The organism is Micromonospora sp. NBC_01699 (assembly GCF_036250065.1).
Lineage (GTDB): Bacteria > Actinomycetota > Actinomycetes > Mycobacteriales > Micromonosporaceae > Micromonospora_G.
Genome location: NZ_CP109199.1, coordinates 6,146,344 through 6,159,362 on the forward strand (window position 1 = coordinate 6,146,344; position 13,019 = coordinate 6,159,362).

The following is a 13,019-nucleotide window of genomic DNA, read 5'->3' on the forward strand; positions in this document are numbered from 1 at the left end:
CCGACCGGACAGGCCCGTCAGCCGCCCGAGGTCCACGAGCGCAGCAGGCTCGCCGCGTCGACCGTACGCCGGTCCCGGTCACCGAAGATCTTTGTGCTGTCGGCGACGACCCGCTCCAGCATGGTCAGCCCCTCGGCGACCCGCCCGGTCTCGTGGTAGGCGATGGCGAGGTTCGCCCGCGCGGACAGGGTGTTCGGGTGCCGGTCGCCGAAGACCCGGTGACACTCGACGGCGACCCGTTCCACGATGGTGGTCGCCTCGGCCGTACGCCCGGCCTGCCGGTACGAGGCGGCGAGGTTCATCCGCGCGGTGACCGTGTCCGGGTGCCCGTCACCGAGCACCTGCTCGCTGTCGGCCAGCACCCGCTCGTGGATCACGATCGCCTCGGCGACCCGCCCGACCTCGCGGTAGCAGGTGGCGAGGTTGGCCAGCGCGCCGAGCGTACTCGGGTGCTGGTCACCGTGGACCCGCCGGAGGTCCCCGATCACCGACTCGATCATGGTGATCGCCTCGGCGACACGTCCGGTGTGGCGGTAGGACACGGCGAGGTTGGTCCGCGCGGTGAGGGCGTTCGGGTGTCCGGGGCCGAGTACCCGCGCGGTGTCCTCGACCATCCGTTCCTCGATGACGATCGCCTCGGCGAGACGTCCGGCCTGCCAGTAGGACAGGGCGAGGTCGGCCCGCGCGGTCAGCGTGTGCGGGTGCCGATCACCGAAGATCCGTTCCCGCTCGGCGACCACCCGCTCCTGGAGCACGATCGCCTCGTCCGTACGTCCGGCCTGTCGGTGTGCGTCGGCGAGGTGGATCCGGGCGGTGAGCGTATTCGGGTGCCGGTCGCCGAGGAGCTGTCCGAGCACGTCGGCCAGGTGTTGCCAGTAGCCGGCGGCGGCGTGGTGCAGGCCGGCGTCCAGCAGGCTTCCGCCGGCCCGGAGCAGCAGCAGGTGCGTGTTGGGCTGCCACAGGACGCCGACCCGGTGGTGGATGAGGATGTCCGTGTTGGACCGGAGCGCCGCCACCAGGTCGGCCTGCTGTGGGTGGGTGTCCGAGTCGGGCCAGGCGGTCAGCAGCGCGTCCGCGGCGGCCTGCATGGCGGCGTCCAACTCGGCCGGTGGGGTGGTTTCGCGGGCGGCCCGCGCGGTGAGCGCGTGGATGCGTACCGCCCGGGGGCCGGCTTGCGGGTCGTGGCTGGTCAGCCCGTAGCGGTGCAGCAGTCGCATGGCCGCGCGTGCCTGGGCGACGGTCACCCCGCCCGAACCGAGCAGGTCATAGCGGTTCAGGTAGGCGCTGACGTCCGGGTCGGTCCACAGGGTGTCGGGGTGCCCGGCCGGGTCGAGCACGGCGGCCAGGCGGAGGGCGGGCAGCGCCAGGCCGACCGGTGCGCAGTCCTGGGCGGCGTCGAGCGCGACGAGCAGGGTGGCGGCGATCGAGCGGTTCCAGCCGCTGGGGTCGGTGTTCGCGGGCATCACCGCGTCGAGGTGCGACCGTCGGTCGCCGAACAGCCCGAGGTACGCCGCACAGCCCACCGACTCGTTGATCATGTACGCGGCCGCGTGGGACAGCGCCAGCGGCAGGTGCCCCAGCGCCTCGGCGAGCGGGGCGGCTCCGGCGTCGAGCAGTTGCGGCGCCCCGGCGGTCCGGAACCGCTCGGTGAGGTACGCGTTCGACTCGGTCTCGTCGTAGACGTCCACCTCGATCACCGTACGGCCGCCGTCGGAGAGCACCGCCTCGCGGCGGCGGGTGGTGGCCAGCACCCGGCCGGCACCGGTGTGGCTCACCGGCCACCACCGGCCGATCCGCTCGGGCTCGGTGATGTCGTCGAGCACGACCAGCCAGGTTCGCTCGGTGGTGGCCAGCCAGTCCAGCAGCGCCCGCGCGTCCGCCTGCGGATCGGAGCCGTCGGCACCCGGCGCCTGGATCCGCGCGGCGGTCTGGGCGTACGCGGCCACCACCGAGTCGGTCCCGGTGGCATTGACCCAGACCACCAGTTCGACACCGGTACGCAGCGCCTCGGCGGCGTAGGAGGCGGCGAGCTGTGACTTGCCGACCCCACCGCCACCGGCCAGGACCTGGGTCAGCACGGTCGCGGACGTACCGGCGAGCCCGGCCTCGATCCTGGCCCGTAACCCCGCCCGTTCCTGGTACGCCGACGCCAGTGTGGGCACGGCTCCCACCCGTTGCGGCCAGGACACCGGCGGGCGGGGCCTCAGGTAGAAGGTGTTCTGCTGGTTGCCGAAGCCACCCTGGTTGACCTGCAACCCCTGCGCGGCGGCCGCGTCGACCAGGAACGACGCCGACGGTTCCGGCTCGGGCGCACCGGTGGGCATGCTGTGGCCACTTCCTCGCTCGCTCGACCGACCATCGACGCCAAACCCTCCCACCCCTCCCCCACCCCTGCCAACCCCACCATCCCGTCGTCGATCATGAAGTTAGCGACGTTTTCCGGCCCGATCCGTGTCGCTAACTTCATGATCAACGGAGGGTGGGGTGGGGGTGGGGCGTTGGGTGGGGAAGGGTTTGCGGGGGGTGTGTTCGTCGGCGAAGTAGTCGTCTCGGGTGGTGCCGTCGGGGCCCTCGGTGATGTGCAGAGCGCGCAGGGCTACGGTGAGCAGGGCGGCGACCAGGAGGTTGGCCGCTACGGCGACCAGTCCGACGTAGATGGTCTTCGGGGTGTCGAGGCCGAACTTCTCCAGCGCGAAGTTGGAGCCGCCGAAGTGGGCACGGGTGCCGGCGGCGTTCGGGATCTGGTAGAGCATCCACATGCCCAGCCCCATGCCGGCGGCCCAGCCGGCGATCAGGGCACCCCGGTGGAACCAGCGGGTGTAGAGGCCGAGCGCCACCGCCGGCAGCGTCTGGAGGATGATCACGCCGCCGATGAGTTGCAGGTCGATCGAGAACTGCGGATCGAGGAAGACGATGCAGGCGACCGCGCCGACCTTCACCACCAGGGAGGCGATCTTCGAGACGTTCGCCTCCTGGGCCGGGGAGGCGTCCCGCTTCAGGTACTCCTTGTAGATGTTGCGGGTGAACAGGTTCGCCGCGGCGATCGACATGATGGCGGCCGGGACCAGGGCGCCGATGCCGATCGCGGCGAACGCGATGCCGGCGAACCAGCTCGGGAACTGAGACTCGAACAGCAGCGGGACGACGGTGTTGTTGTCGACGCTGCCCTCGGTGGCGCCGGGCAGCGGCTTCACCCCGGCCGCGATGGCCATGTAGCCGAGCAGCGCGATCAGCCCGAGCAGCAGGCTGTAGGCGGGCAGCGCGGACATGTTCCGCTTGATCACGTCCCGGTTTCTGCTGGCCAGGATGCCGGTGATGCTGTGCGGGTAGAGGAACAGCGCGAGCGCGGAGCCGAGCGCGAGGGTGACGTACTGGATCTGGTTGTTGGGGTTGAGCAGCACGCCGTCACCCGGCGCGGCGCTCGCGTCGAACTTGGCGTCCGCGGCGTCGAAGATCTCCCCCCAACCCCCCAACCTGTACGGCAAATAGACGATCGCCACCAGGATCACTATGTAGATCAGGATGTCCTTGACGAAGGCGATCAGTGCCGGTGCGCGCAGTCCGGACTGGTAGGTGTAGGCGGCGAGGATGGCGAAGGCGACGATGATCGGCAGGTGCCGGGCGACGGTGCTCTCCCCGGTCACGCCCATCGTCTTGAGCACCGCCTCGATGCCGACGAGTTGCAGCGCGATGTAGGGCATGGTGGCGACGATGCCGGTGATCGCGATCAGCAGGGCGAGCAGTGGTGACCCGAACCGGGTGCGGACGAAGTCGGCCGGGGTGACGAAGCCGTGCCGGTGCGACACCGACCAGAGCCGGACCACCACCAGGAAGATCAACGGATAGACGATGATCGTGTACGGCACCGCGAAGAAACCGGCCGCACCCGCTCCGAACAGCAGTGCCGGTACGGCGACGAAGGTGTACGCGGTGTAGAGGTCCCCGCCGACCAGGAACCAGGTGATCCAGCCGCCGAAGCTGCGCCCGCCCAGCCCCCACTCGTCCAGGTGGGCCATGTCCTTCGGTGCCCGCCACCGGGCGGCGACGAAGCCCATGCCGCTGACCAGTAGGAACAGCGCGCTGAAGATGATGATCTCAGTCAGATGGTCACGCCACACGTGCGCTCACCCCCGCCGCTTCGTGAGCTGGTAGACCACCGTCGTGGTGGTGACGCCGAGCAGGATGAAGGCCAGTTGCAGCCAGTAGAAGACGGGGAAGCCGAACAGCCTGGGTGAGTCCTGGTTGAACAGTGGCGTGGCCAGCGGCACCACGATCGGCAGGAAGAGCAGCCAGTTCCACGGGCTGCGGTCGCCGGCCTTCGACTCCACCACCGGCACCGGGTCGGGGGCGCCGACCGGATCCGGTGGGTCCGCCGTACCGGGGTTGGCCGATTCTGGTTCGCTCATCGCACACCTCCACCAGCGTCGTCATCCGTACGCGGGCGGAGGTTATCGAGGCTGTGACTGCCGTCACGTACCGATAGCGGCGGTGGTGCGCCGAACGGTGAGCATGCTGCGCCGAACGGCCGATACGGCGACTGCCCCGCCGACCGGGTGGTCGACGGGGCAGTCGGTGGAACAGGTGCAGGTGGCGACGCTTTCCCAGGGGCTCAGAAGGTCCAGAGTCCGAGGGAGAGGGCACGGGTCAGCGACGCGTTGTCGTCGTCACCGTCGAGCGACCAGATCATCGCCCCGCCAAGCCCCTCCTTGCGAATGTAGAGCGCCTTCTGGAGCAGCACCGCCGGGTCGTCGTACGTCCAGAGGGTGGTGCCGTCGAACAGCCAGGCGTGCCCGGCGCGCAGGTCGCGGTGCACGGTGTAGCCGTTGCCGGCCAGGTTCTTCAGCACCTTGTAGTCCTCGTACCCGGCCTCGAAGGTGGCCGGTGCCGCGCCGGTCGCGGGCCCGAAGAGCCCGTTGCCACCGCCGGTGATCCCGGTCCAACCACGACCGTAGTACGGCACACCCAGCACCAGCTTGCGGGCCGGCGCACCCCGGTCGAGCCAGGTGTCGATCGCGACCTCGACGGAGAAGTCCGGGTTGTCCGGCGCGCCCGCCGGCACCCGCAGCGCGGACTGCTGGTTGGCGCGGGCGTCCCAGCCACCGTGGAAGTCGTAGCCCTGCACGGTCGCGAAGTCGAGGTACTTGAAGATCTTGTTGCCTTCGAAGCCGGCGTCGATGGTGGCCGGGGCGGCCGGCAGGAACGCGGTCAGCTCGTAGTGCTCGCGCTTCTGCTTGCCGTACGCGTCGAGCTGCTTGCGGAACTCGGCGAGCAGTTTGGTGAAGTTCTGCTTGTCGTCCGGGCGGATCACGTTGCCCGGCTCACCGGCCGAACCCGGCCACTCCCAGTCCAGGTCGATGCCGTCGAAGACGCCGGCCGCCGCGCCGGGGGCGGTGCCCGGCAGGTTGCCCCTGAGGTAGAGGTCGATGCAGGAGGAGACGAACTTCTTGCGCGCCGCGTCGGTCGCGGCGGCGTTCGAGAAGTACGTCGACCAGCTCCAGCCGCCGAGTGAGATCAGCACCCGCAGGTCGCGGTGCTTCGCCTTGAGCTTGGCGAGCTGGTTGAAGTTGCCGTTCAGCGCCTGGCCGGGCGCGTCGGCGACCCCGTCCACGCTTTCCTGCGCCGGCACCGGCCGCTGGTAGTCGGCCCAGGCGTCGCCCTCGCCCGGCCCGCCGTCCACATAGCACCGGCCGTCCTCGGAGACGTTGCCGAACGCGTAGTTGACGTGGGTGAGGCGGGCGGCGGCACCGGAGGTGTCGAGCCTCTTGACCGGGAAGGCCCGGCCGTAGATGCCCCACTGGGTGAAGTAGCCGACCTTGTAGTAGCCGTCCGAGCGCCGGTCGTTGCCGGTGGCGTTCGCGGCGGTCGGCGGAGCGGCGGTAAGCAGTAGGGACGCGGTGACAACAAGGACACCGAGTCGGCGGGCGATGCGGTTATTCATCCACACTCCTGAGGAGCCGTGATCTGTAAGGAAACCTTGCAGATCGATGATCTGCTGATCACCTGCTGCGGTCAAGCCCTGACTCTGGCATGCTGGTCGCGTGCCGAGGTTCCCCTCGTACGACGCGACCGAGTTGACCTTTCACGTGCACGGGGCCGGGCCACCGCTGGTCTGTCTACCGGGCGGCCCCGGACGCGCGTCGTCCTATCTGGACGATCTCGGCGGACTCTCCGCCCACCGGACTCTGATCATGTTGGACCACCGGGGCACCGGCGAGTCCGAGGTGCCGGCCGACCCGACCAGCTACCGGTGCGACCGGTTGGTCGACGACGTCGAGGCACTGCGACAGCACCTCCGGCTGGACCGGATGAGCCTGCTCGGCCACTCCACCGGTGGCGACCTGGCGCAGCTCTACGCCGCCCGGTTCCCGGACCGGCTGGACCGGCTACTGCTGATCACCCCGGCGCTGCGGGCCACCGGCACCGAACCGCTCGGGCTGGACGACGCGCTCGCCGCCCGCGCCGGCGAATGGTGGTACCAGGGCGCCCGCGCGGCCCGAGCCACCTGGCAGGAGGCGGCGGCCGGCGGGGCGAGCCTGGCCGACACCGCCGCGCTCCGGCTCGCCGCCGCCCCATTCAGCTACGGCCGCTGGGACGAACGGGCCCGCTCCCACCGCGAGGCCGACGCCTGGGAACGCGCCGACCCGGCAACCGACGGCTTCTACGCCGACTTCGAGCCGGACACCGGACTGGTCAGGGCGGCGCTCGCCGCCCTCGACGTACCGGTGCTGGTGCTCGCCGGCGCACTGGACCCGATGCCGGCGCCGGCCGCCGCGCGGGCGCTCGCCGACCTGTTCCCACACAGCGAACTCGTGGTGCAGGACCGAGTCGGCCACTACCCCTGGGTGGACGACGCGCACACCTTCGCCCAGCTCGTGCTCACCTTCCTCACCCGGACCACCGTCCGCCGTTGACCTGTCGGGTCAGGTGGTGGCCAGGTGCGCGGTGTCGTTGACGGTGCGTACGGCCACGCCGCCGTCGGGCCAGAAGTCGACGACGGACAGTCCGGCCGGCTCCAGGTAGAGGCGGTGCAGGAACGCGTCCCCGGCCGCGAGCGCGTCCCGGAGCAGGATCTTCAACGGCGACACGTGCGAGACCACCACCACCGTCTCCCCCGGGTACGCGGCCAGCAACGCGGCCACCATCCGGCGTACCCGGGTGGTCACCGCGCGGAACGACTCCCCGCCCGGCGGGGCGACGCTCGGCGAGGCCAGCCAGGCGTTCATCTCACCCGGCCAGCGCGCCTGCACCTCGGCGAAGGTGTGCCCCTCCCAGGCGCCGAAGTCGCACTCGATCAGGTCCGGCTCGATCGCCACCGGCTTGCCGCCGAGCTGACCCGCGATGGTCGCGGCGGTGGCCGTACAGCGGGAAAGCGGTGAGCTGACCACTGCCGCGACGGCGGGTGCCAGCCCGGCCACCCGGAACGCCGCCGCCCGCGCCTGGGCCAGGCCGCGTTCGGAGAGCGGCACGTCGCCCCGGCCCGAGTAGCGGCGTTGCGCGGTCCGCTCGGTCTCGCCGTGCCGGACCAGCAGCAGCCGGGTGGCGGTCGACGCCGGCCTCGGCTCCCACGAACTCCGGGCGGTCGAACCCTGCGCGGCGACCTCCCGCGCGCGGGCGCGGTCGGAGGCGTCCGGTCCGGCCGAGGCACCGGCCTCGACCACCGCCGGCTTGCCCGCGGCCAGGTCCATCGCCGCGTTCGCCAGGGCGTCCGCGTGCCGGTTCTGCTCCCGGGGAATCCACTGGTACCGCACCGACTCGAACTTGCGGACCAGCACCGCCGCCTGCGCCGCCAGCGGGCGCAGCCCGTGGTTCTTGATCTGCCAGCGGCCGGACATCTGCTCGATCACCAGCTTGGAGTCCATCCGTACGTCGATCTCGGCGGCCCCGAGTTCGACGCCGGCCTCCAGACCGGCGATCAGGCCCCGGTACTCGGCGACGTTGTTGGTGGCCACCCCGATCGACTCGGACCGCTCGGCCAGCACCTCGCCGGACTCGGCGTCCCGGACCACGGCACCGAAGCCGGCCGGGCCCGGGTTGCCCCGCGCCCCGCCGTCGGCCTCCATCACCACCCGCAGCCGGCGGCTCACCGGAGCACCCGACCCACGGGTTCCGGCGGGCCGGCGACCGCGCGCCGGTCGGACACGGTCACAACCCCGACTCGGTGGTGCGGACCATGATCCGCCGGCACTCCTCGCAGCGCACCACCTCGTCCGCTGCCGACGCCCGGATCCGGGCCAGGTCCGCGCCGTAGAGCTCCAGCCGGCAGCCGCCGCACCGGCCCTGGGTGAACAGCGCCGCGCCGAGCCCGCCGGACGTCTCGCGGATCTTGTCGTAGAGGGCCACCAGGTCGGCCGGCAGGTCCGCCGAGAGCGGCTGCCGCGCGCCGAGCTTGAACTGCTCCTCCTTGGCGATGTCGGCCAGCGCCTGGGTACGCCGCTGCTCGGTCGCCTCGCGGGTCTCCCGGGTGCTGGCCAACCGCTGCTCGATCCCGTCGAGTACGCCCTGGGCGGTCTCCCGCTGCTCCATCAGCTCCAGCTCGCCGTCCTCCAGCTCGCTCTGCCGCCGGTTGAGCGAGTTGAGCTCGTGTTGCAGCGCCTCCAGCTCGCGGGCCGGGCCGGAGCCGACGGTCAACCTGGCCTGGTCCCGGTCCTTACGGGCCCGAACCTGGTCGATGTCCTTCTCCATCCGGTTGATGTCCCGGTCGAAGTCGTCGACCGCCACCTGGGCGCGTACCCGCTCGTCCTCCAGCGCGGAGAGCTGCCGGGCCAGCGCCTCCAGCTCCGCGATCTCCGGCAGGATGCGGCGCCGGTGGGCGAGCTGGGCGAGCGCGGTGTCGATCGCCTGCAAATCCAGCAGGCGGCGCTGCTCTTGCGGGTTGGCCTTCACAGAAGGTGCTCCTTGTCCACGGGGGATGCGGCGTGCGCGGGAGGTACGGCGGCCACAGCCGGAGGTACGGGGGTGACGGTCGACGCGGGCGCGCCGGGGGACGGCGATCCGGCCCGGACCGTCCACGGGTCGGTGTCCAGGTCGGACACGTACGCGGTGACGGGCAGGTGTTCCCGCAGGTGGGTTGCGAGGTCGTCCAACCAGGGACGCTCGGTCGCCCAGTGGGCGGCGTCCAGCAGGACCGGGCCGCCCTCGGCGAGGTATTCGCTGGCGGGGTGGTGACGCAGGTCCGCGGTGAGGAAGGCGTCCACCCCGGCGGTACGGGCGTCGTCGAGGTACCCGTCGCCCGCGCCGCCACTGACCGCGACGGTGTGGATCACGCGGCCCGGGTCACCGGCGGCGCGTACGCCCCAGGTGGTGGGCGGCAGCGCGGCGGCCGCCCACCGGGTCAGGTCGGTCAGGGTCATCGGTCGGGGCAGCCGGCCGATCCGGCCGATGCCGCGTCCCGCTCCCGCCGCCGGTCCGGTGGCCGGGCGCAGCGGGCGCAGGTCGGTCAGGCCGAGCCGGGCGGCGAGCGCGTCGGAGACGCCGGGGTCGGCGACGTCGGCGTTGGTGTGCGCCACGTAGAGGGCGACGTCGTTTTTGATCAACTGGTGCACGATCCGACCCTTGTACGTGGTCGCCGCCACCGACGACACCCCGCGCAGCAGCAGCGGGTGGTGGGCGACGATCAGGTCCGCCCCCCGGGCCAGCGCCTCGGCGACGGTCTCCGGCACGCAGTCGACCACGCAGGCGACCCGGCGTACGGGCGCCTCGGGGTCGCCGAGCACCAACCCGACCCGATCCCACTGCTCGGCCCAGGCCGGCGGGTAACGACGGTCCAGCGCGGCCACCACTTCGGCCACGCTCGGCGTCTCGGATCCAGTTGTCCCCACGGCGGCCCAGCTTACCGGCGTCGGCCCGCCGACCGTGTCGCCGGCTCGACCGGCCCGGCGGGTCCACCCGGTCGGGCCGGCGGACCGGGCCCGACCGATGCCGCACCGGCCCGGCCGCGGGTGGCGGCCGGGCCGGGCAGCGGGCTCAGCCGGGGCGGCCGTTGACGGCGCATCCGGTCCGCAGGGCGTCCAGGCCCAGCTCCCAGGGGTACTGGTCGAGGTAACGCGTACCGCCACCGGGCGGGAACGGCGGCAGCACGTCGTCGCCGAACAGGACCGTCACGTCCCAGCCGCGCAGCCGGTCCAGGCTGGCCCGGAAGGCCGGGTGGGTGGCCATGGCCGCGTTCGTGAACGGCATCGCCACTATCGGCAACCCCAGCCCCTGCCCCTCGACCAGCAGCCCGAGGGCGAGGCTGTCGGTGATGCCGACCGCCCACTTGTTGATCGTGTTGACCGTCGCCGGGGCGACGATCATGGCGTCGGCCGGCGGCAGCAAATCCGGATCGGCCGGCTGTTTGTACGCCGACCGGACCGGATAGCCGGTCTGTGCCTCAATCGCCGGTACGTCGAGGAACTTGCGCCCGTCCGGCGTGCTGACCACGCAGACCACCCAGTCGTCCCGCTGGGCGAGCGTCACCAGCCGGCCGACGTGCCCGGCCAGCGGGGACCCACAGGTGATCACGTAGAGGACTCGTTCTCGCGGCAGGCCGGTCATCCGGCCACCGGCCCGTTCATATGCCGACACCCATGTGCCCAGCCAACTCCGCAATCGGCGCGGGCGGCGCACCACGTGTGCGACGCAGGATGTCGGACATCACCTCGTGGGCGATCGGCCGGCAGCGGATCTCCGAGGGGGCCAGCCGGTCGCCGTCGACCAGCATCTCGCCGGCGCTGTGCACGTCGCCGATCTGGGCGAAGCCCCGGGCGATGTCGAGCAGGTGGTGGGCCCGCCGTTCGGGCAGCAGGGCGGCGAAGCGCCGCTTGTCGATCCGCCGCTCGTGGGTCTCCACCGCCTCCCGGCCCTCGCCCAGCTCCACCGCCGCCGCCGCCCGGTGCAACTCCAGGTTGGTCGGGCCGAAGCTGGTCCAGTAGTGGTTCTGGTCGGAGCCGAGGGCGGTGGACGCCTCCTGGGCGCCCCGGATCAGGTCCCGCACGGTGGCGCTGTCGCCCAGCCGGGCGGCGGCCATCGCCGCCTGGAGCAGCAGCATCCCGTAGACCGAGAGCCGGTCCGGTGCGTCTCCGTTGGTGCCGCCGGGCGCGAGCCGGTTGGCGATGTTGATGTTGACCTCCAGCGCCGAGCGGGCCCGACCGAGGGCGAGCAGCGCGTTGCCGACCCGGTAGGTGGCGACCCCGGCCAGCAACGGGTCGTCGGCGCGTACGGAGACGGCCATCGAGCGGTCGGCGGCGAGCCAGGCCAGCTCGTGCTCGCCCACCTTGCGCAGGACCGAGGAGGCGATCTGGTAGACCTGCCCGAGCAGGCTCGCGGCGAGCTGCCCGTCGTCGCCGGTGTAGTACGCGTCCGCCGCCTGGGCGTCGCGCAGCAGCTTCGGCAGCGCCCGGGTCAGTACGCCGTAGCGCGCGTACTGGTAGGTCAGCCAGGCGTGGCTGACCGCCTTGCGGAACTCGCTCAGGACGGGCGGCACCACCTGTGCGTCGAAGTACTTGCTCATCGAGACGTACCGCTCCAGGGCGGCCCGGATCTCCTCGATCTCGACCTCGTCGATGCAGTTCATCGCATCGGTACGCCGTTGCGGGTCCTTGCCGAGCAGTAGCTGCACGTCGATGGTGAGCACGTCGGCGATCTCGTAGAGGACGGAGAACTTGTCCAGCCGTCTCACCCCGCGTTCGACCTTGTCGACCCAGCTCTTGGACTTGCCGAGTCGATCGGCGAAGACCTGCTGGGACAGCTTTCGTCGACCACGCCAATAGGCGACGCGGCGCCCGATGGGCAGCTCGTCCACGTCCGTTCCTCCCCATATCTGCCATGCCGGCGGTCCGGGCCGGCGAGCCTGTCGGGTGTTGCGGGTGCTCGCTGTTCAGATGTGCGTTCTGGTGAGCAAGAGGGTGTTGTGGGTATTTCGGGCCGATTTGCGACTGCCGCACAGTCTGTGCGGCAGCCCGACCGTCGATGCTCGTACTTTTCGATGCAAGTTGCAGCTGGCTTTATGCCAGAAGCAACGAACACGCCCGGCACCGGTGACGGTGCCACCCCACCGATCTCACCGGGATCGGTCCCGAGAGGAGCTACCTGCCATGTGGGGGACTACCCGACCACCCATCACCCGCCTGACGACGTTGGAACGGGTACGCCTGCGGCGCGTGGCCGTCCGGTACGCCATGCACGGCTGGGAGGTCACCCCCGGTGCCTTCCTCAACCGGCAGCGCTTCGTCTGCGGCCGGGCCGGCTGCCCCACCACCGGCTGCCACCCCGCCCTGGAGGAGTGGGAGGGAGCCGCCAGCTCCGACCCGGCCCGGGTCGGCGCCTGGTGGCGGGTCCGGCCGCACGCCGTACTGCTCGCCACCGGGTACACCTTCGACGTGCTGGAGGTGCCGGCGTACCTGGGCCGACACGTGCTCGACGCCTCCCGGCCGCACCACGGCGTCACCGTTCCCGGCCTCGACCGGGTCCGCGGGCCGGTCGCGCTCACCCCCGGCGGGCGGTGGATGTTCCTGGTCCGCCCCGGCGACCCGCTCCGGCCGGAACTCGACCAGTGCCTCTACGTCGTCCGGCACGGCCCCGGCTCGTGGATCCCCGCCCCACCGACCCGGCTGCCCGAGGGAACCGTGCGCTGGGTGGTGCCACCGGAGGAGGCCCGCTGGCAGCTGCCCGAGTCGTACGCCGTACAGGAACTGCTGGTCGACGCCCTTCAGGCGCACACCCCGGCGATCCCGGTCGCCCTGCTGCCCGGCCGGCTGCCGGCTCCCCGGCGGGGCTACTGAACCAGCGCGACGCGTCGCCCCGGCCTCCCGCAGCGGTCCCGGCGAGTCGGCGCGCGACAGACGACGACCGGCCGTGGCCGCGGTCGTTAACGCAGGTAGCACAGCCGAGGCCGGTACCGCAAGAGGCGAATCGGACCGGCGCGCACACGGGGGATGAGATGCGACCTGACAACCTGCCGCCGGCTCCCGGCGGCCCGGACGGAACGGAACCGGACAGCGGCTCACCGCCGTGCCGGTGGGCGGGAACCCGACCGAAGGGGT

Annotated in this window: 11 protein-coding genes; 2 read left to right on the forward strand and 9 right to left on the reverse strand. The window is 71.8% G+C overall.

The features are described from left to right. Positions 1-17: 17 nt before the first annotated feature. The 4 genes from fxsT to OG792_RS24950 all read right to left on the reverse strand — a co-directional run bounded on the left by fxsT (position 18) and on the right by OG792_RS24950 (position 5,938). Positions 18-2,324 carry an FxSxx-COOH system tetratricopeptide repeat protein gene (fxsT, locus tag OG792_RS24935; RefSeq protein WP_329102812.1) on the reverse strand — a complete coding sequence of 769 codons (2,307 nt, stop codon included), beginning with the start codon at positions 2,322-2,324 and terminating at the stop codon, positions 18-20. A 102-nt stretch (positions 2,325-2,426) separates the two neighbouring features. After that, the gene (mctP, locus tag OG792_RS24940; RefSeq protein ID WP_329102814.1) at positions 2,427-4,118 is read right to left on the reverse strand and encodes a monocarboxylate uptake permease MctP; all 1,692 of its coding nucleotides are present in this window, start codon (positions 4,116-4,118) and stop codon (positions 2,427-2,429) included. Between the two features lie 6 nt (positions 4,119-4,124). Further along, complete coding sequence (locus OG792_RS24945) at positions 4,125-4,406, reverse strand: DUF3311 domain-containing protein (RefSeq protein ID WP_329102816.1); 282 nt, start codon at positions 4,404-4,406, stop codon at positions 4,125-4,127. A gap of 203 nt (positions 4,407-4,609) precedes the next feature. Further along, a complete protein-coding gene (locus tag OG792_RS24950; RefSeq protein WP_329102818.1) occupies positions 4,610-5,938 on the reverse strand; it encodes a glycoside hydrolase family 18 protein in 1,329 nt (442 codons plus the stop codon). Positions 5,939-6,038: 100 nt separating this feature from the next. Here OG792_RS24950 and OG792_RS24955 point away from each other — a divergent pair, with 100 nt between their 5' ends. Further along, entirely contained in the window at positions 6,039-6,911 is an 873-nt protein-coding gene (locus OG792_RS24955; protein WP_329102820.1) for an alpha/beta fold hydrolase, read from the forward strand. A gap of 9 nt (positions 6,912-6,920) precedes the next feature. On the opposite strand, the gene OG792_RS24960 is transcribed toward OG792_RS24955, so the two are convergent. From OG792_RS24960 to OG792_RS24980, 5 genes are all read right to left on the reverse strand, one after another. Then, entirely contained in the window at positions 6,921-8,060 is a 1,140-nt protein-coding gene (locus OG792_RS24960) for a bifunctional RNase H/acid phosphatase (protein ID WP_442932497.1), read from the reverse strand. Positions 8,061-8,142: 82 nt separating this feature from the next. Further along, positions 8,143-8,883 (reverse strand): zinc ribbon domain-containing protein, encoded by a 741-nt coding sequence (locus OG792_RS24965; RefSeq protein WP_329102824.1) that lies wholly within the window; start codon positions 8,881-8,883, stop codon positions 8,143-8,145. Beyond that, on the reverse strand, positions 8,880-9,779 hold the full coding sequence (locus tag OG792_RS24970) for a Nif3-like dinuclear metal center hexameric protein (RefSeq protein WP_329111418.1): 900 nt from the start codon (positions 9,777-9,779) through the stop codon (positions 8,880-8,882). The genes OG792_RS24965 and OG792_RS24970 overlap by 4 nt, the downstream gene beginning before the upstream one ends. Before the next feature lie 184 nt (positions 9,780-9,963). Further along, positions 9,964-10,533 (reverse strand): flavoprotein, encoded by a 570-nt coding sequence (locus OG792_RS24975; RefSeq protein ID WP_329102826.1) that lies wholly within the window; start codon positions 10,531-10,533, stop codon positions 9,964-9,966. A 16-nt stretch (positions 10,534-10,549) separates the two neighbouring features. Next, on the reverse strand, positions 10,550-11,779 hold the full coding sequence (locus OG792_RS24980) for a helix-turn-helix domain-containing protein (protein WP_329102827.1): 1,230 nt from the start codon (positions 11,777-11,779) through the stop codon (positions 10,550-10,552). A 292-nt stretch (positions 11,780-12,071) separates the two neighbouring features. On the opposite strand from OG792_RS24980, the gene OG792_RS24985 reads away from it, so the two are divergent. Further along, positions 12,072-12,758: a bifunctional DNA primase/polymerase gene (locus OG792_RS24985; protein WP_329102829.1), complete on the forward strand. Its 687-nt coding sequence runs from the start codon at positions 12,072-12,074 to the stop codon at positions 12,756-12,758. The last annotated feature ends 261 nt before the right edge of the window (positions 12,759-13,019 follow it).

Bases quoted from the DNA above. Each gene is read 5' to 3' on its own strand.
- OG792_RS24975 (WP_329102826.1), bottom strand. From the start codon at position 10,533: ATGACCGGCCTGCCGCGAGAACGAGTCCTCTACGTGATCACCTGTGGG.
- OG792_RS24960 (WP_442932497.1), bottom strand. From the start codon at position 8,060: ATGGAGGCCGACGGCGGGGCGCGGGGCAACCCGGGCCCGGCCGGCTTC.
- OG792_RS24945 (WP_329102816.1), bottom strand. From the start codon at position 4,406: ATGAGCGAACCAGAATCGGCCAACCCCGGTACGGCGGACCCACCGGAT.
- OG792_RS24950 (WP_329102818.1), bottom strand. From the start codon at position 5,938: ATGAATAACCGCATCGCCCGCCGACTCGGTGTCCTTGTTGTCACCGCG.
- fxsT (WP_329102812.1), bottom strand. From the start codon at position 2,324: ATGCCCACCGGTGCGCCCGAGCCGGAACCGTCGGCGTCGTTCCTGGTC.
- OG792_RS24985 (WP_329102829.1), top strand. From the start codon at position 12,072: ATGTGGGGGACTACCCGACCACCCATCACCCGCCTGACGACGTTGGAA.